Annotated in this window: 15 protein-coding genes and 2 tRNA genes; 11 read left to right on the top strand and 6 right to left on the bottom strand. The window is 41.7% G+C overall.

Going from position 1 to position 17530, the window contains the following annotated elements; translation table 11 throughout:
* Positions 1–333: 333 nt before the first annotated feature.
* The 8 genes from LGZ99_RS01455 (at position 334) to LGZ99_RS01420 (ending at position 7903) form a co-directional block, all read left to right on the top strand.
* The gene (locus LGZ99_RS01455) at positions 334–471 is read left to right on the top strand and encodes a hypothetical protein (protein ID WP_155806654.1); all 138 of its coding nucleotides are present in this window, start codon (positions 334–336) and stop codon (positions 469–471) included.
* Positions 472–1048: 577 nt separating this feature from the next.
* A complete protein-coding gene (gene sufA, locus LGZ99_RS01450) occupies positions 1049–1417 on the top strand; it encodes a Fe-S cluster assembly scaffold SufA (RefSeq protein ID WP_021325629.1) in 369 nt (122 codons plus the stop codon).
* A gap of 12 nt (positions 1418–1429) precedes the next feature.
* On the top strand, positions 1430–2926 hold the full coding sequence (gene sufB / locus LGZ99_RS01445) for a Fe-S cluster assembly protein SufB (protein WP_036840520.1): 1497 nt from the start codon (positions 1430–1432) through the stop codon (positions 2924–2926).
* 57 nt (positions 2927–2983) lie between these two features.
* Positions 2984–3730, top strand: a complete 747-nt coding sequence (gene sufC, locus LGZ99_RS01440; protein WP_036840518.1) for a Fe-S cluster assembly ATPase SufC — start codon at positions 2984–2986, stop codon at positions 3728–3730.
* Entirely contained in the window at positions 3705–5018 is a 1314-nt protein-coding gene (sufD, locus tag LGZ99_RS01435) for a Fe-S cluster assembly protein SufD (RefSeq protein ID WP_036840516.1), read from the top strand. Before sufC ends, sufD begins: the two co-directional genes overlap by 26 nt.
* Positions 5015–6253, top strand: coding sequence for a cysteine desulfurase SufS (sufS, locus tag LGZ99_RS01430; protein WP_036840514.1), 1239 nt, complete (start codon positions 5015–5017; stop codon positions 6251–6253). Before sufD ends, sufS begins: the two co-directional genes overlap by 4 nt.
* 39 nt (positions 6254–6292) lie before the next feature.
* Positions 6293–6709: a cysteine desulfuration protein SufE gene (gene sufE / locus LGZ99_RS01425; RefSeq protein ID WP_021325624.1), complete on the top strand. Its 417-nt coding sequence runs from the start codon at positions 6293–6295 to the stop codon at positions 6707–6709.
* 123 nt (positions 6710–6832) lie between these two features.
* Positions 6833–7903: a L,D-transpeptidase family protein gene (locus LGZ99_RS01420; protein WP_036840512.1), complete on the top strand. Its 1071-nt coding sequence runs from the start codon at positions 6833–6835 to the stop codon at positions 7901–7903.
* A 111-nt stretch (positions 7904–8014) separates the two neighbouring features.
* Here the strand turns inward: LGZ99_RS01420 and LGZ99_RS01415 are convergent, their stop codons facing one another.
* The gene (locus LGZ99_RS01415) at positions 8015–8251 is read right to left on the bottom strand and encodes a major outer membrane lipoprotein (protein ID WP_021325622.1); all 237 of its coding nucleotides are present in this window, start codon (positions 8249–8251) and stop codon (positions 8015–8017) included.
* 440 nt (positions 8252–8691) lie between these two features.
* Here LGZ99_RS01415 and LGZ99_RS01410 point away from each other — a divergent pair, with 440 nt between their 5' ends.
* A complete protein-coding gene (locus tag LGZ99_RS01410; protein ID WP_023045595.1) occupies positions 8692–9543 on the top strand; it encodes an enoyl-CoA hydratase-related protein in 852 nt (283 codons plus the stop codon).
* Positions 9544–10311: 768 nt separating this feature from the next.
* Here the strand turns inward: LGZ99_RS01410 and pykF are convergent.
* The 4 genes from pykF to LGZ99_RS01390 all read right to left on the bottom strand — a co-directional run bounded on the left by pykF (position 10312) and on the right by LGZ99_RS01390 (position 13867).
* Positions 10312–11721 (bottom strand): pyruvate kinase PykF, encoded by a 1410-nt coding sequence (gene pykF / locus LGZ99_RS01405; protein WP_021325620.1) that lies wholly within the window; start codon positions 11719–11721, stop codon positions 10312–10314.
* 417 nt (positions 11722–12138) lie between these two features.
* Positions 12139–12215 (bottom strand) — tRNA-Val (locus LGZ99_RS01400).
* A 32-nt stretch (positions 12216–12247) separates the two neighbouring features.
* A tRNA-Val gene (locus LGZ99_RS01395) sits at positions 12248–12324 on the bottom strand.
* Between the two features lie 169 nt (positions 12325–12493).
* Positions 12494–13867, bottom strand: a complete 1374-nt coding sequence (locus LGZ99_RS01390; RefSeq protein ID WP_036840509.1) for an MATE family efflux transporter — start codon at positions 13865–13867, stop codon at positions 12494–12496.
* Positions 13868–14091: 224 nt separating this feature from the next.
* Here LGZ99_RS01390 and LGZ99_RS01385 point away from each other — a divergent pair, with 224 nt between their 5' ends.
* A complete protein-coding gene (locus tag LGZ99_RS01385) occupies positions 14092–14748 on the top strand; it encodes a riboflavin synthase (protein WP_036840506.1) in 657 nt (218 codons plus the stop codon).
* A gap of 406 nt (positions 14749–15154) precedes the next feature.
* On the top strand, positions 15155–16132 hold the full coding sequence (locus LGZ99_RS01380; protein WP_036840503.1) for a CgnE/CgnB domain-containing protein: 978 nt from the start codon (positions 15155–15157) through the stop codon (positions 16130–16132).
* A gap of 52 nt (positions 16133–16184) precedes the next feature.
* Here LGZ99_RS01380 and cfa read toward each other — a convergent pair whose 3' ends face one another.
* Entirely contained in the window at positions 16185–17336 is a 1152-nt protein-coding gene (gene cfa / locus LGZ99_RS01375) for a cyclopropane fatty acyl phospholipid synthase (protein WP_021325616.1), read from the bottom strand.
* Between the last annotated feature and the right edge of the window lie 194 nt (positions 17337–17530).

The raw sequence follows: 17530 nt of genomic DNA, 5'->3' as shown, positions 1-17530 counted from the left end.
GTCATTTTATTTATATTTTTATAATATCATTGCTTATTTGAGCTGCTTATATATTTGATGAATTTAAATGTCGAGTGGAATGGATATGGTGAATTATATTAAAAGGATTAATATCGAAATAGATAAAAACTTCCTTTTATTCAAATCTATAAACGTCGGGATATATTAATGAGCGCTAAAATTTCAGCGGTTTTAATTTGTGTCATTTCCTATAGATATAGGTATTTTGCTTTGGTATATTCTGGGCGGGCGCTTGAGACTATCTGTCTCTGGCGTGCTGGAGCGGATAGAAGAAAGCCCCGAGTGATTTTTCAATCAACCCGAGGCCTATCTATGCTTTGCAACATAAGATTAGCCTCTTACACGCCGAAAGGCAAGGAGACGCTAACCATGAAACAGCAAAAAGCGGTATTTATCGCTATTATCGTTATCTGTGTTGGTGGGGCTTTTTTCTTTCTACCTGGAACATAATGCTCAAGACAGAAAGTCTCAAGCACCCGGAGGCAGTATACGTTTATTCCCATGAGATGCAATAACTTGAAAATATTTATTACGGTCACGTAACACCTTCAAATTAAATTATCGGCTAATAAAGCTGTTAATAAATAAAGTGAAAAAATATTGAGAGTGGAATATATAGATAAAATTGTTTTTGAATACATTTAATTAATTGAATTGATTAAATGGGAACCCTGTTTGTATATATTATAATCATAATGGCAACGTCTATGCTGCATCTCCGGTATATCTGAAAGCTCACATCAAAAGTATTTATGATGAACCTTTTGTGCTTTTATTTTGTATCAAAAAGTACAAATCAGTACAATTAATCAAACTAATAATATATATATAAAACAAAGAATTAAAAATATATTTTCATATGTGATGAACATAAGTCGTTGTGTTTGGGTGAAATTTAATCTATTTAAGGTATATCCTCTTAAAACAAATGGTTGAAGTGATAAGGGTTATCATTACCATTATACGGTAAGGAGAATACTCCGATAACAGCGGCAAAAAATTGCTAAAGAAAAATATGAGGTCAACTATGACAAATAGTGTTGAAACCTTCTCTCTGAATGAAACCGCATGGCAAGGAATCACTATCACAGAGAGAGCCGCAGCACAGATCCTGAAATTGATGCAGCAGAACCCACAAAGTAAAGGGTTATATCTGGGGGTTAAGCAGTCAGGATGCGCTGGCTTTGGCTACGTGTTTGAGATGGTTAACGATCCTGCGCCTGATGATTTACTGTATGAAGATGAAGGGGCATGTCTGTATGTTCCCCTGAAAGCCATGCCATTTATTGATGGAACTGAAGTTGATTTCGTTCGTGAAGGTTTAAATCAGATATTTAAATTCAATAATCCAAAAGCTCAACATGCCTGTGGGTGTGGTGAAAGCTTTGGTATATAAGTGTACCAATATATGTCTCAGAGCAATGTAGAAATCAGCGATGATGTGCAGACCTGGCTCAGCGATCATCGTTATAAAGAGGGTTTTTTCACTCAGGTAGCGACTGATGAGTTGGCTAAGGGGTTGAGTGAAGATGTTGTGCGGGCAATTTCCGCAAAACGCAATGAGCCTGAATGGATGCTGGCGTTTCGGCTGGAGGCTTATCGCCATTGGCTGGGAATGGAAGAGCCGCACTGGTTGAAGGCGAATTACCCTAATCTTGATTACCAGGACTATAGCTATTATTCAGCACCTTCATGTGGTGCCTGTGATGATAGTTGCAGCTCTCAATCCGGTGCTATGCAGACAACGGGTGCAGAGCAAACGAATAATTATTTGACGGCAGAGATTGAAGAAGCATTTGATAAGTTGGGTGTTCCTGTGCGGGAAGGTGAAGCTGTCGCAGTAGATGCTATTTTTGATTCAGTTTCTGTCTCAACAACCTATCGGGATAAATTAGCGAAAGAAGGTATTATTTTCTGTTCATTCAGCGAGGCAATACAGGAATACCCTGAGTTAGTCCGTAAATATCTCGGCAGTGTGGTTGCAAGTCGCGATAACTTCTTTGCCGCGTTGAATGCCGCGGTAGCTTCTGATGGTACTTTTGTTTATGTGCCAAAAGGGGTTCGGTGTCCGATGGAACTCTCCACCTATTTTCGTATTAACGCGGCGAAAACCGGTCAATTTGAGCGCACCATTCTGATTGCTGATGAGGGCAGTTATGTCAGCTATATAGAGGGATGCTCTGCACCTGTACGTGACAGTTATCAACTACATGCCGCTGTTGTGGAAGTGATTATCCATAAAGATGCTGAAGTAAAATACTCCACGGTACAGAACTGGTTTTCAGGCGGTGACAGTGAGGGGGGAATTCTTAACTTTGTGACTAAAAGAGCATTGTGTGAAGGTGAAAATGCCAAAATGTCTTGGACGCAATCAGAAACGGGTTCAGCAATTACCTGGAAATATCCGAGTGTGATCCTGAAAGGGGATAACTCAATTGGCGAATTCTTCTCTGTTGCCCTCACTAATGGTACTCAACAGGCAGATACCGGCACCAAGATGATCCATATTGGCCGTAACACCAAATCGACCATTATTTCAAAGGGTATTTCTGCCGGCCGTAGCCAGAACAGTTATCGTGGGTTGGTAAAAATATTGCCGGGAGCGGAAAATGCCCGTAATTATACCCAATGTGATTCCATGCTGATTGGTACTGAATGTGGCGCGCATACATTTCCCTATGTAGAAGTACAGAACAACACTGCGCAACTGGAGCATGAGGCGACAACTTCCCGCATTGGTGAAGATCAATTGTTCTATTGCCTGCAACGCGGCATTAGTGAAGATGATGCGATTTCAATGATCGTTAATGGTTTCTGTAAGGATGTGTTCTCTGAACTTCCCCTTGAGTTTGCCGTTGAAGCGCAGAAATTACTGGCAATTAGCCTTGAACATAGCGTCGGGTGAGCTCTCCCTATTTCCCTTTTTTATGACAGAACGTTAAGCCGTTCGAAGGCATGTAATATGTTAAGTGTTAAAAATTTACGAGTCAGTGTGGAAGGTAATGAAATCCTGAAAGGATTAAATCTTGAAGTTAAACCGGGTGAAGTTCATGCCATTATGGGACCGAATGGCTCCGGTAAAAGTACATTATCGGCAACGTTAGCTGGCCGTGAAGAGTATGAAATTGATGATGGTGAAGTCATCTTTAAAGGAAAAGATTTACTTGAATTTGAACCGGAAGAGCGGGCTGGTGAGGGGATTTTCCTGGCTTTTCAATATCCGGTGGAAATTCCGGGTGTCAGTAATCAATTCTTCCTGCAAACGGCAGTGAACGCTGTCCGTGAATATCGCCATCAGGAGCCGCTGGATCGCTTTGATTTTGCCGATTTTATCGAAGAAAAAATAGAACTGCTGAATATGCCGCAAGACTTGCTGACACGTTCAGTCAATGTTGGTTTTTCCGGTGGTGAGAAAAAACGTAACGATATTCTGCAAATGGCCGCGCTGGAGCCGACACTCTGTATTTTGGATGAAACAGATTCAGGGCTGGATATTGATGCCCTGAAAATTGTTGCTAATGGTGTGAATTCCCTGCGTGATCCAAACCGCTCATTCATTATTGTGACCCACTACCAACGTATTTTGGATTACGTGAAACCTGATTTTGTCCATGTGCTTTATCAGGGGCGGATTATTAAATCCGGTGATTTCAGTCTGGCGAAAAAGTTGGAGGAGCAAGGCTATGGCTGGCTTATTGACCAACAGTGAAAAAGTTGAAAAGACGTGTCAGGTTGCGGAGCGTAATCAGCAAGCCTTAGCGCGTTTCGCTGATTTGTATCATTGCCGTCATGGTGATGATTCATCTCATGCCCGTCTGCATTGGCAGCAAGTGACTAAAACCCGGTTTCCTCAATTCAGACATGAAGATTGGCGCTATACTCCGCTGGAACAACTGTTAAGTCAGCAATACAGTGGCAAAACTTGGGAATTGACAGTAGCACAATGTGAACAACTGGCGATTCCGATGGATTGCTGGCGTATCGTTATGGTGGATGGTTGTTTTTCTCCTTTGCTAAGTTCTTGTGAATTTGGGCCGTATCAGTTGAGTTTACTGGATAACAAAAGTAGGCTTCCGGTGCCGATCCAGAGTGAGATTTTTCTGCATTTGACAGAAAGCCTGGCTCAACAGCCTTTGGTCATAACATTAAAAGCCGGGCAAGTTGCGGAAAAACCCCTTTATTTGCTGAATATAACCAGTGGTTATTGTGGTGAAGCATTAAATACCAGCCATTACCGTTATCACATTACTGTGGGTGCGAATGCCGGCGCTAGAGTGATTGAACATTTCGTCAGTACTGATGAGCAGCAACCCCATATGACAGGAAGCCGGTTGACCGCAGAAGTGGGGGATAACGCCAGCTTAACCCATATAAAACTGGGCGTTGAGAATAGTGCAAGTTACCACTTTGCACATAACGATATTGTGGTTGGCCGTAATACCCGGGTGAAGAGCACCAATTTTCTGTTAGGTGCCGGACTTGGTCGACACAACACTAGCGTTCAGCTTAATGGTGAAGGGGCGGCTCTGTCGTTGAACAGCTTGTTGTTGCCGCAAGGAAAAGAGGTCGCTGATACTCGTACCTATTTGGAACATAATAAGGGCTATTGTGAAAGCCGCCAGTTACATAAAACAATTGTGATGGATCAGAGTAGAGCGGTATTTAACGGCATGATCAAAGTGGCGCCTCATGCATTGAAAACCGATGGGAAAATGACCAATAATAATTTGTTATTAGGTAAACGGGCGGAAGTGGATACCAAACCACAACTGGAAATTTACGCGGATGATGTGAAGTGCAGTCATGGTGCGACCGTTGGCCGGATAGATGAAGAACAGCTGTTCTATCTGCAATCACGTGGTATCAGCCGGTGTGATGCGCAACATATGATTATATTTGCTTTTGCTGCCGAACTTACTGAGTCTATTGAAGATGAAGCCCTGAAAGCCGTTGTCATGAAACAGATTAAACAGCGTTTAGCGGGAGTGAAAAAATGACCTTCTCTGTAAAAAAGGTACGACAGGATTTCCCGGTACTCACTCAGCAGGTCAATGGGCATCCGCTGGTTTATCTTGATAGTGCCGCCAGTGCTCAAAAGCCGGTTTCGGTTATCGAACGGGAAAGTGAATTCTGTTTACACCAGTATGCGGCGGTTCACCGGGGAATTCATACTCTCAGTTCTGCTGCTACCCGTATGGTTGAAAATGTGCGCCACCAGATGGCGCAATTCATCCATGCTCAAAGTGATAAAGAGATTGTTTTCGTCAAAGGTACGACAGAAGGGATTAATCTGGTAGCTAACAGTTATGGCCGCAAATTTATCAAGAGTGGCGATAATATTGTGATTACTGAAATGGAACATCACGCCAATATTGTTCCGTGGTATATGTTGGCGGAACAAATTGGGTTTGAAATCAGAGTGTGGTCACTGAATGAAACTGGTGAGCTGGATCAATCGGTTTTAGCATCCCTGATTGATTCACGTACTAAATTACTTTCTTTTACTCACCTGTCTAATGTGCTCGGCACAGTGAACCCTGTACGTGAAATTATACAACAGGCAAGAAGAGTGGCTGATGAGCAGGGGGGGCAGTTACATATTCTGGTTGATGGCGCTCAGGCCATTATGCACAAGAAAGTTGATGTGCAGGATCTGGGTTGCGATTTCTATGTTTTTTCCAGCCATAAATTATATGGACCAACAGGAATTGGCGTGCTTTATGGGCGTAAATCCCTTCTGGACGCAATGCCACCTTGGGAAGGTGGCGGAGCAATGATCAAACACGTCAGCTTGCAAAAAGGGATAACCTATGCGGAACCACCATGGCGGTTTGAAGCGGGGACGCCGAATATAGCGGGAATTATTGGGCTTGGCGCTGCGGTTGATTATGTCACTTCACTGGGGCTGGATAAAATTCAGCAACATGAACAGGCGCTGATGGATTATGCAATGACTCGGCTGAAAGAGGTCAGGTCACTGAGATTATATGGTCCTGAGCAACGTCAGGGCGTTATCGCGTTCAACCTTGGCCGCCATCATGCTTATGATGTGGGAAGTTTCCTTGATCAATATGGAATCGCTATTCGTACCGGGCATCATTGCGCACTTCCGCTGATGGAACATTATCACGTTTCCAGTATGTGCAGGGCATCGCTGGCGATTTATACTACGCAAGAAGAGATTGATGCTCTTGTTGCTGCATTGCAGCGGATAGAAAAACTGCTTGGTTGAGACGGTCATAGATCGAAAGAGTGATATAAGGAAAAAGTCATGGCAAGTTTGCCCGACCAAAATAGATTGTTACGTAATTTTTCCCGCTGTCAAAATTGGGAAGAAAAATATCTCTATATGATTGAACTGGGGGCGAGGTTGTCCCCACTGACTGACGAACAGCGTCAACCTGAGCATTTAATCGCCGGTTGTCAGAGTCAGGTGTGGATTTTGCTGAGGAAGAATAACCAAAGCAAAGTGGAATTTGTTGGAGACAGTGATGCCGCTATCGTGAAAGGGTTGGTTGCGATGGTTTTTATTCTTTTTCAGGACAAGACGCCTCAGGAGATTCTGGATTTGGATGTGGCTGAATATTTTGCAAAACTTTCTCTGGAGCAACATTTAACACCATCACGGACACAGGGGCTGCATGCGATGATATATGCCATCCGCAATACGGCAAGTAAAATGGTTTAAGTGGCAGTCTTACGCGTTTCTTTTGCGGCTGATAATATACACGGTCACGACAGGTGAATAAGGCTTCAACCTTTCGCGCTTAATTTATCCGATAACATTCAGAAGTCATTCCAGGAAGCGAGCATGAAACGAGTTTTAACGTTTATCGGCATGTTATTGTTAAGTGCGCTGACGAATACCGTCAGCGCTACAGAATATACCTTGCCACCTGCCAATAGTCGTTTAATTGGCGAAAATACGACATTTGTTGTGCCAGATGACGGACGTTCTCTGGAGGCCATTGCCGCCGAATATAAAATTGGATTACTGGCAATGCTGGAAGCTAATCCCGGTACCGATCCTTATTTGCCTGCTCCGGGTTCTGAACTGATTATTCCATCACAAATGTTGTTGCCTGATACACCAAGGCAGGGGATTGTGATTAACCTTGCTGAACTAAGACTTTACTATTTCCCTAAAGGAAAAAACAAAGTCATCGTTTACCCAATTGGCATTGGACAGCTTGGTCGTAACACACCCGTGATGACAACATCGGTAAGCCAGCTAATTAAAGATCCAACCTGGACGCCGACTAAGAATATTCGTAAGCATTATGCTGAACAGGGGATTATCTTACCTGTGGTTGTTCCTGCTGGCCCGGAAAACCCAATGGGGGCATTTGCATTGCGTTTAGCTGCTGGGCGCGGAGAATACTTGATTCATGGCACAAATGCTGATTTTGGCATTGGTATGCGGGTGAGTTCGGGTTGTATTCGTCTGCGTCCTGATGATATTGAAGCTGTGTTTAATACGGTTTCCCGTGGAACCAGAGTACAGATTATCAATGAAGCCGTTAAGTATTCTGTCGAGCCGGATGGTAAACGTTATATTGAAGTCCATCAGCCGTTGTCTAAAAAAGAGGGAGATGATCCACAGACATTACAGATTGTCCGATCAGCTGGTTTGAACAAATTCATTGATGATAACAAGACAGATAAAAATATTGTTGAACAAGCTATTGTACGCCGTTCTGGTATGCCGGTGCTGGTAAGTGAAAATACACAGCCTGAAACACAACAGGATCTGCGGGAAGAAAATAGAGTGCCGATGGAAGACGATGCTAAAGATGCAGAACAAGAAGTTAATGAAGGTGTATCTGAATCGTTTAAATTACCGCCATTATATCAGCCTGGGCCAATCTATCGGGAAAATTAATATTTTATGGCAGACAGGGAGGTCAGCGAATATTTTTCTGACAGAGCTTCATGATAAAAAAAACAGCGCACAGATGACCTGTGCGCCATTTTTGTACTTTATTACAAAAAATTATTTTTTGTAGGAACGAACTTGGTTATCCAGACGCTGATTTGCACGAGCTGCATCGTCTTTAGCGGCTTGAATGTCAGTACGAACTGCATTCACGTCATTGCTCAGTTGATCAACTTTTGCATTCAGAGTCTGAATGTCAGAAGACAGTTGGTCAACTTTAGCAGTGCTTGAACAACCAGCCAACAGAGTAGAAGCCAGAACTACTGCACCCAGTACAATTTTAGTACGATTCATTATAATACCCTCTAGATTTAAGTTAATCTCCAAGTAGCCATATAAGTATTACACAAAGTTTTTTAGAAAGAGAATAAATTTTTGTCATGAAAACCAATTATTTCAAATTTTCTCTTTAGTAGGTGGGTAATTTTCATCTGAATGTAAAAAAACAAAACGATTGAGTAACATTTTAATCAAAGAAATCCTATTCCATAAGGGGATGATATTCTCCGAAATAATTTTAGTTAAAAATTCTTATAAATAAACAACACCACATCGAAGCCATCTTGCGTCTATTGAGTCATAGGGATATATCTTACATGGAGACATTTCGCATACATAAATTTAGGGTTTCGCTTAAAACAAATTTGTTAACTGAATCTTATTGTAGATAAGCACCTTGACAATACTCAGGTTGAATTCTAGGCTCAGATTCAAACTGGTAAGAGGAGTCTTCTATGCTAATTGATCAATCCAACGAGTATTTTAACATCACCGTTGACAACGGAGTCGCTCATTTGCAGCTCAGTCGCCCCGAAAAGGCAAACAGCCTGGCACTGGCGTTCTGGAAACTATTTCCTGAGGCAATAGAGCAACTCAGTCGCTCAGGAGAGGTACGGGCAATGGTGATCTCTGCGCAAGGCAGCGCATTCTGTGGTGGGCTTGACTTGCAAATTTTCGCCTCCAGCAAAGAAACCCATACGACTAATCCTAATGAGCGGGAAGCTATGCAGTTTAGCTTATTACAAATGCAGGAGGCGATAAATGTATTGGAACGTGCCCGCTTCCCGGTCATTGCCGCAGTACAAGGAGCATGTCTCGGTGCAGGATTTGACCTAATTGCTGCATGTGATTTTTGTTTTGCTGCTGAAAACGCGAAGTTTCGTATAGAGGAAACCAATATCGGTATGATGGCTGACTTAGGTATCCTTCAGCGTCTGCAACATCTGATCCCTGGTGGTATGGCTCGCTATCTTGCACTCACAGGGGATACACTGAATGCCGCTCAGGCTCATGATTTAGGACTTGTGGTAAAGATCTTCCCTTCTGCGGAGACATTGATCGAGGGGGCTTTAGCGACTGCCCGACGTATAGCGGATCGGCCCCCGATTGCTATTAACGGGGTTAAACGGGCTATGCTTTACAGTCGTGATCATGGTGTTTACGAGTCATTACAACAAACAGCATTGTTGCAAGCTTCGATTTTTAGTCGTCAGGATATTTTGTGCTCTATTCAGGCAAAAGCGACCGGAATAACAAGTGAGTTCCAGAATTTAAACGAAGTAGGGAAAGCTTTCGAAGAACCATGATTAAGACAGAGATGTTGATAACATGCAAAATGGGGTTTCCGCAAATGACGTAATGCTGGGAAACTTCATTGTGGATGAGGGTTAAGCCATTTTCTGATCAGGAGGAATAGAAGATGGCATTATTATTATACAAGTTCGAATGAATAGGGCAATATGGTTGAATGGATAGAAATTGTTTTATGTCTTCGATTGCGGATTTTAAAATGACCTTAGATATGACGGATATAATGTAATTAAACTAATAATAACATGAACATAACGTTTTCATTGAGAATTGACTATCTTATTATATAAGAATAAGCGAGCATCTTTATTTTATGTAAATAAATGTCATCTTTTTATGTTTATTTAAATGTTATATAATTTATCTTCTTGTATCAGCTTTTATATTTATTTGGTATTTAACATATTGTGCTATTTGATAAAGAAATAATTGATTTTCATATGTATTCATTGGGAGAATCGGATTATTCAGTGACAGTCCATCCTATTAATGAATTGACTAATTGATGGTGCATGAATAGCCCGATTAATTATTTATATCCCGGTTAACATCCGGTTGGGAAATACCTGATCTGATTGAACGAAAACAGGTGACGCCGGTTGATGGCACGCCTATGTCAGCGATTGGTGACGATGATTGAGAGGATGAGTAATTGTTGCCTTGGTGGTTTGGTATTCCATCAAATTAGCAGGGAAAATCAGCTATCTAATGCCCTGAAACACCGCCACGTTTGCGGTGTTTCAGAAATAAATCTACATATCAAATTAAAGAACGTGGACAGACGACGTGTTGGTTGTGCCACTTGGCACCAGAGCACCAGATACCATAACCACGATTTCGCCTTTCTTCGCCAGCCCACTGACCAGTGCTGCTTCTTTACCGATGCGATAGAAATCGTCGGTAGATGCGATTTCTTTAACGATTTGAGTAGAAACACCTTTAACTAATAGCAATTGGCGTGCAGTCACTTCATTGGTGGTTAATGCCAGAATAGGTGCGCCAGGGAAGTATTTACGGATAGATTTAGCAGATTTACCACCATAGGTTGCGACTACAATCAGAGGGGCTTCCAGCTTTTCGGCTGTTTCAACGGCGCCACGGCATACCGCTTCGGTCACGCGTAATTTACGGCAATTGACAGCTTCAATGCGGCTTGGCATGACACGATCTGTGCGCTCACAAATTGTTGCCATGATAGTTACGGCTTCTACTGGATATTTGCCTTTTGCACTTTCACCGGAAAGCATAACTGCATCAGTACCATCCAAAATGGCGTTAGCTACGTCACCGGCTTCGGCACGGGTAGGGCGTGGGTTTTTGATCATGGAATCGAGCATTTGAGTTGCAGTGATAACAACTTTGCGGGCCATGTTACATTTTTGGATCATCATCTTCTGGGCGAAGATAACTTCTTCTACCGGGATTTCAACACCGAGGTCACCGCGGGCAACCATGATCCCGTCAGAAGCTTCCAGGATCTCATCAAAGTTGTTCAGACCTTCCTGATTTTCAATCTTAGAGATAATTTGTATATTTTCACCACCGTGCGCTTTCAAATGTTCGCGGATTTCCAGAACGTCAGAGCGTTTACGGATGAAAGAAGCGGCGACGAAATCAACACCTTGTTGGCAACCAAAGACCAAATCTTGTTTATCTTTTTCTGCCAGGGCAGGCAGGCTGATAGATATACCTGGCAGGTTAACACCTTTATTTTCACCTAAATCACCGTTGTTCAAAACCTGACAAATGACTTCTGACTGAGTGACTTCTTTAACTTTCATACCGATCAAGCCGTCATCAACCAGAACGGTGTTACCTGGAGCCAGATCCGCAGGGAAACCACTGTAAGTGACAGCAACGCGGTCTTTATTACCGATAACGGTTGTGTCGGTGGTAAAAGTGAAAGTCTGACCAGCAGTCAGGGATACATCATTGCCACCTTCCAGCTTCATGGTTCGAATTTCAGGGCCTTTAGTATCCAGCAGAATAGCTGCCTGTTTACCTGTCTTAGTCATAACTGAACGGATATTTTGAATACGCTGGCCGTGCTCTTCATAGTCTCCATGCGAAAAGTTGAGGCGCATAACATTCATGCCTGCATCCAACAGTTCGGTCAGTTTTTCTTCGGATTCTGTTTTTGGTCCGATAGTACAAACAATTTTGGTTTTTTTCATGACAACTTAATCTACAGGTTTTAATGGATAAAATAGTGAACCACCAACTTTATGGTTTGCGCAGATACCATAGGGTGCTGAATGTTGCGCAACATCATTAAGGACAGGTGACGGGGAAGACATGCAGTGTTTTTTATGTGAAATCAGGCATATGTAATTATGTGAGCTTATGCATACTATCAATCTGTAATTTTTCAGCATTAAGCAAATTAATGTGCTGAAACCATTCAACTATAAATTGGGTCGTATTATAGAGATTTATTTCTGTGAAATGAATCAAAAAATGATTATGTGAATTAATTATAACGTTAGGACGACGAAATAACGCAAATAACAGCAGGGATTGTAATTCACTGCTCAATTTCCTTATGAAAAATTCATTGGCTATTTCAGAACAGAAGAATGATTTCAGCGATTTGGTGCGTCCGAGTGGACTCGAACCACCGACCCCCACCATGTCAAGGTGGTGCTCTAACCAACTGAGCTACGGACGCACTAAAGAGAGAGCGCTATCAACCAAACAATCTGGTGCGTCCGAGTGGACTCGAACCACCGACCCCCACCATGTCAAGGTGGTGCTCTAACCAACTGAGCTACGGACGCAATCTAAATTGCATTGGTGACAACGGGGACGAATATTAGCGGCGAGTTAGCCTTCTGGCAAGGGAATAATACAAATTGTTGTTCAACTGTTCGTATTTGCAGCTGCTACAGCGAATTTGTCGTTTATTCCACCAGCTAAGTATTCGTCCCCGGTTTTAGGGAAAGCAAATCAGTGGCTTGAGCGCCGCAGAACTGCCTCGTCTGATTGTTTTTGTGTCCACAAAATACGCGAGGATATCATCACTGCTGATGCGGTCAGGCCAATAATAAAGCCAATCCAGAACCCTTGTGGCCCCATAGCGGGTACAACATAGTCGGTTAATCCCAGAATGTAACCACTTGGTAGCCCCAAAATCCAGTAGGCAATGAAAGTGATATAGAAGATAGAGCGCGTATCTTTATAGCCACGTAAAACACCGGAACCCACCACCTGTATGGCATCAGACAGTTGGTAAAAAGCGGCAAACAGCATCAGATTTGACGCCATGATGATAACTTCAGGGTTGTCGTTATACATCAAGGCAATCGGCTCTCGCAGAATGACAGTAAAGGCCGCGGTGAAGCCGGCAAATATCAAGCCGACGGCAAGACCGGTATAAGCTGATATCCGGGCATTTTCGGTAGATTTTTGCCCCAGGTTGTAGCCAATGCGGATAGTGGTTGCTGCGGCTAAAGATATTGGGAACATAAACATCAATGAACTGAAATTTAGTGCGATCTGGTGCCCGGCAACCGCGGTAATGCCTAAAGGGGTAATCAATAATGCCACTATCGCAAACAGGGTAATTTCAAAAAATACCGCCATAGCAATAGGCAAGCCAAGGGCTGAGATGCGTTTCAAGGTATGCCATTCTGGTGCCACAAAACGATGTTTAGGGCGGATATCCTTTTGTGATGACGAATGTTTCACATACCAGCGCATTGACAGGAACATAGCCCAGTAAACGCTGGCGGTAGCGACACCACAGCCAACACCCCCCAGAGCGGGAGCGCCGAATTTACCGTAAATGAGTACGTAGTTAATCGGAATGTTAAGTAATAATCCTAAAAAACCAATGATCATTCCTGGCTTGGTTTTTGATAAACCTTCACATTGATTACGGAGTACCTGATAAAACAGATAGCCCGGTGCCCCCCACATTATTGCGTGGATAAATCCAACCGCTTTTTCTGCCAAAAGCGGATCTATATTGTGTTGCTTGTCAATAAGAAATTTGCTGTTGTATAGAATAAAAATAATTATGATTGAGAGGAAAGTGGCTAACCAGAATCCTTGCTGAGTTTGACTGGCAATCAGGTTTCTGCGACCAGAACCATTCATTTGCGCAATAGTGGGTGTCAAAGCTAATAATAAGCCGTAACCAAATAAGATCACTGGCAACCAGATAGAGGCACCAATAGCAACCGCGGACATTTCTGTTGCACTGACGCTACCTGCCATAACTGTATCCACAACCCCCATTGCAGTTTGTGAGAATTGGGCAATGATGACGGGGATCCCCAGAGCGAGCAGACTACGCGCTTCTTTTAAATACTTCTGCACGTATTACACCTTTTTGAAAGTAAAAAATATTAAGAAAAATTCCTGCATATAAGAAACGATTTTTGAAAAATCAACCGTTTACTAACTGAGGTATTGTATCTGTTTAATACTATATTAGCCAACAATAATGCTGAGTTTATATTCAAGTGCTCAGGTAGTATTTATAAGTGGCAACTTGATATAAACTAACTAATAATTTTACATGGTCATTAAGAGGTTCTCCTATGTTCACTGGTATCGTGCAGGGAAAAGCACCATTAGTTGCTATTGATGAAAAAAACAACTTTCGGACTCATGTCGTTAAATTCCCGGTTGAATTATTGCGAGGCATTGAAACAGGAGCATCGGTTGCTAATAACGGTTGTTGTCTGACAGTAACCAAAATAGAAGGCGATGAGATCAGTTTCGATTTAATGAAAGAAACTTTACGCCTGACCAATCTTGGTGATTTACAGATAGGGGATTATGTAAATCTGGAGCGGGCCGCTAAATTTGGTGATGAAATTGGTGGGCATTTGATGTCCGGCCATATTATCACTGTTGCTGAGATAGCTAAAATTTTCACTTCAGAAAATAATCATCAAATATGGTTCCGGATCCACAATAAGCAATTGATGAAATATATCCTGCATAAAGGATTTATCGGCATTGATGGGATTAGCTTGACGATTGGTGATGTCGTGAATAATCGTTTTTGTGTCCATCTTATTCCTGAAACGTTGGAGCGTACAACATTGGGCAAAAAACGTCTTGGTCATAAAGTGAATATTGAGATTGATTCACAGACTCAGGCGCTTGTCGATACAGTGGAGCGCGTTCTTGCTCAGAAAGAGCGGGAACAGGTTATCTTTCAGTCTCCAGCCACTGTTATTGGCGAATAATCAATAAATAAGAAGCGACAGGAGGACTTTCTTGTCGCTTATACCAACAAGGCTCGTTGAGCCTGTTAATGATCCTTTTGTGATTTACATCGCAGTATTCTGTGCATTATGTTACTTAATATGGTTTTCATTGTTACTATTATGTTAATGCGCTTTCTCGTAAAGTGCAGGTTAACCTTCACAACTATATTTTTGAGACTACCTTATGGAAAACGCGATTGAGTTAGATGAATGGCTTGAAGAACCTACACATGATGATGCTGTTGAAATGATGAATGCACAGGCTGTTGTACCTTTCGGTACAGCACTTTGGCCTTAATGGTTCCCTATAATAGAACCCTTAGCGGTTCTCTATAATTGAAGTAAGGGGGCTTCCCCTTACTTAAAAATAAATAGGATTGCTCTCATGGATAAAAGTTTTGAAAATATGTATCGTTGTTTATCATATCACCCTGCAATTTCGGATAAAGTAAGACATGGTGAATGTATAAAGATATTTATTGGATCTGATACTGAGCATAGCGATATTGCCCAAAAGATGCATGGGTACAAAAAGAATTTTAATGTAAAATCTGATTTCGCTTTTTTAGAAGAAACATCAGCAGACGATATAAAACAAAAAATATCCGATTGCGATTTATTTATCTTTCTTTACGCATCATCAACATTAAAGAGCGCATCTCCACAAGGGCCAGAATATTTAATCAAAATAAGAAAATTTATTACTGAATCGTGGAAGAAATCAGTACTGTTTAAAGATTATGGCCCTCATTTTATTGAGGCATTCAGCGAACCACAAACATTAATAACAGAAAGAAACAAAAAATTGATTGAACTATCAAGTCGATCACAGAAGATTCAATATACAGATAATCAAGGAAACTCAATTGTAGGTTATTTGGATAAAGACCATCAGTGGACATCCATTGATGGTAATGGAAATCTTGATGTTATTCCTGGGGAAATTGCGAGTCATATAAAGAACCTTAACGGTAGTGTTAGTTTTAGTGGCACCTTTTTGAGTACTGCACCCTTTGCCATAAAGTATGGAGTTGTCAATGATATGATGACGATAAATATAAAAGAGGGTGAAATCATTGGGTTTGATTGTGACAATGTGGAATTTAACAGAGATTTTAATTTATATCTAAACCATAATCACGGAAATCGAATTGTTGAAGAATTTGGTATTGGCACCAATACGGGAGTGAAAGCACTTTACGGCAGAAATGCGGGTTTTGAAGAACGTCATCCTGGTTTACATCTTGGTTTGGGAGGCGGTGTAAAGGGAAGCCATCATTTAGATTTGATATTTTCTGGTGGGAAAATAGCATTTGATCAAACGACCTTTTTTGATAATGGCTATGTTGGTTATTTTCGTTAGTGATAAATATATCTAAAAGCTACAGTGGGTTCCCACTGTAGCTTTTAGTTAATTACCGGGCTACCCGTAACCCGCCTTCAATACCTTTTGGGCTGAACATGATTTGCCATAATTGAATATCGCGTGCACGAAATGCACCTGCACTGGCATTCAGATAATAGCTAAACATGCGTTTAAATGTTGGACTATAGTTATCTTGTATTTCCGGCCAGCTGGCAATAAATCTTTCATACCAGACCATCAATGTTCGATCATAATCTGCGCCAAAGTTATGCCAATCTTCCATAACAAAACAGTTTTTGCTGGTGTGGGCTATTTGATCAATCGAAGGCAGGCAGCCATTAGGAAAAATATATTTGCTGATCCACGGGTCAGCACTGGCCTTAGCTTTGCTGGAACCAATGGTATGTAGCAGGAATAAGCCATCAGGTTTCAAGTTTCTTTGAACAACATCGAAGTAAGTCGCATAATTTTTAGGTCCAACGTGTTCAAACATACCGACAGAAACAATTCTGTCGAACTGCTCATGTAAATCCCGATAATCTTTCAGAATGATTTTTACATCCAGATTTGTACATTGTTTCTGTGCATATTTCTGTTGTTCGGCTGAAATAGTTATACCTGTGACGGAAATACCATAATTTTTAGCGGCATAAGCTGATAGCCCACCCCAACCACATCCAATATCCAGCAGGGTCATACCTGGAGAAAGTTCCAATTTCTCGCAGATGAGTTTCAACTTATCAAGCTGAGCCTGTTCCAGTGTTTTAGCTTGTTTCCAGTATCCGCAGGAATATTGCATATAAGGGTCAAGCATACGGGTAAAAAGATCACTGCCTAAATCATAATGTTGATGACCGACAATCCATGACCGTTTTGGCGTTTGTAGATTACGTAAGCGGGTTATTGCGATTCTCATTATATCTTTGAAATTATTGGGCATTTTATTTTCTAATCCAGCACGTAAAACGCGATAAAAGAAAATATCTAACCGCTCACAATCCCACCAGCCATCCATATAACTTTCACCTAATCCCAGTGAGCCCTGTTGTAAAACTCTTTTATAGAAATCAGGGTTTTTTACCTGGATATCATAGGGATTGTGACCATTAATCTGAATCCCTGCTTCTTGTAGCATTTCATTGGCAATTCGCTGCCAGGAATTAATGACAGTTTTTTGGTTTTCAATGTGCGATGAACTCATATACTCTCCAAGGTTAGGGTGATGGAATATTGAGAGGCTCGTTTTAGCTAACAAAGCAGAATGCGAGGGAGCAAAATGCAAAAAATAGCAAAGAATTAAAGCGCGAAACCCTAGAAATCACTAATCCATAAACTTCATGGGGGTCATCATTGCTCCTGAAAACCTCAAATTCGGGTTATTTAGAATAAGGAACT

The organism is Photorhabdus temperata, from assembly GCF_025384845.1.
In the GTDB taxonomy this organism is placed as follows: Bacteria; Pseudomonadota; Gammaproteobacteria; order Enterobacterales; family Enterobacteriaceae; genus Photorhabdus; species Photorhabdus temperata.
This window is presented reverse-complemented; position numbering and strand designations above follow the sequence as displayed.

What these genes read in the sequence shown, in the direction of transcription:
- LGZ99_RS01420 (WP_036840512.1), top strand. Translation starts at nt 6,833, where the DNA reads ATGAAACGAGTTTTAACGTTTATCGGCATGTTATTGTTAAGTGCGCTG.
- pykF (WP_021325620.1), bottom strand. Translation starts at nt 11,721, where the DNA reads ATGAAAAAAACCAAAATTGTTTGTACTATCGGACCAAAAACAGAATCC.
- LGZ99_RS01380 (WP_036840503.1), top strand. Translation starts at nt 15,155, where the DNA reads ATGGATAAAAGTTTTGAAAATATGTATCGTTGTTTATCATATCACCCT.
- sufC (WP_036840518.1), top strand. Translation starts at nt 2,984, where the DNA reads ATGTTAAGTGTTAAAAATTTACGAGTCAGTGTGGAAGGTAATGAAATC.
- sufA (WP_021325629.1), top strand. Translation starts at nt 1,049, where the DNA reads ATGACAAATAGTGTTGAAACCTTCTCTCTGAATGAAACCGCATGGCAA.
- sufS (WP_036840514.1), top strand. Translation starts at nt 5,015, where the DNA reads ATGACCTTCTCTGTAAAAAAGGTACGACAGGATTTCCCGGTACTCACT.
- LGZ99_RS01385 (WP_036840506.1), top strand. Translation starts at nt 14,092, where the DNA reads ATGTTCACTGGTATCGTGCAGGGAAAAGCACCATTAGTTGCTATTGAT.
- sufB (WP_036840520.1), top strand. Translation starts at nt 1,430, where the DNA reads ATGTCTCAGAGCAATGTAGAAATCAGCGATGATGTGCAGACCTGGCTC.
- LGZ99_RS01410 (WP_023045595.1), top strand. Translation starts at nt 8,692, where the DNA reads ATGCTAATTGATCAATCCAACGAGTATTTTAACATCACCGTTGACAAC.
- LGZ99_RS01455 (WP_155806654.1), top strand. Translation starts at nt 334, where the DNA reads ATGCTTTGCAACATAAGATTAGCCTCTTACACGCCGAAAGGCAAGGAG.
- LGZ99_RS01415 (WP_021325622.1), bottom strand. Translation starts at nt 8,251, where the DNA reads ATGAATCGTACTAAAATTGTACTGGGTGCAGTAGTTCTGGCTTCTACT.
- cfa (WP_021325616.1), bottom strand. Translation starts at nt 17,336, where the DNA reads ATGAGTTCATCGCACATTGAAAACCAAAAAACTGTCATTAATTCCTGG.
- sufD (WP_036840516.1), top strand. Translation starts at nt 3,705, where the DNA reads ATGGCTGGCTTATTGACCAACAGTGAAAAAGTTGAAAAGACGTGTCAG.
- sufE (WP_021325624.1), top strand. Translation starts at nt 6,293, where the DNA reads ATGGCAAGTTTGCCCGACCAAAATAGATTGTTACGTAATTTTTCCCGC.